General features: G+C 79.2%; 1 pseudogene. It reads left to right on the top strand.

Features of this window, described 5'->3' with window-relative positions:
- Positions 1-260 precede the first annotated feature (260 nt).
- Positions 261-566: pseudogene (locus DT057_RS36590) on the top strand (flagellar motor protein MotB); the annotation flags it as partial.

The raw sequence follows: 566 nt of genomic DNA, 5'->3' as shown, positions 1-566 counted from the left end.
CAGGTCCGCATGCGCGTGCAGCGCGACTTCTAAGTCGTCGCCTCGTCACGCTCCCGAGGGGCCCCGGCAGCGCCGGGGCCCTTCTTCGTTGGCGGCCCCGCCCCCGGGTCGGGCGCCGCGGCGCCGCCGACCGCCTTGTTCGTGCCGGAAACCCCCGCGATGATGGGGATGCGAGCGGACGGCCTCCTTGGGCGTCGCCCGGGCTCCGCTCCCGTGCCCGCCCGAGAGGCGTCGTCCGTGTGTCCCGCGAGGTTGTTTCGGTGGCGCTTCGCTCGATCGGCTGGCTCGCCGGCCTCCCCCTGATCGCCGGCTTGTGGGCCGGCGCGACGCTCTGGGCCGAGCCGCGCCTCGAGGCGGCCCTGACGGCGTCCGCCCGCGCGGTCGCGGACGCCACCGGCCGCGGGGGCGCCGAGCCCTGGCTGCGCGTCGAGGCGCGCGGGCGCGACCTCGTGGCCCTCGGGGAGGCCCCGACGCAAGGGGCGCTGGCGGCGGCGCGCGAGGGGCTCGCGCGCCTCGACGGCCCGCGCCGCCTCGTCGACCGCCTCGCCCTCATCGACGAGGCCGCG

The sequence above is a fragment of the Methylobacterium crusticola genome (genome assembly GCF_003574465.1).
Taxonomy (GTDB): Bacteria; Pseudomonadota; Alphaproteobacteria; order Rhizobiales; family Beijerinckiaceae; genus Methylobacterium; species Methylobacterium crusticola.
Note: the sequence above shows the minus strand (reverse complement) of the source record. Positions and strands in the feature narration are given on the sequence as shown.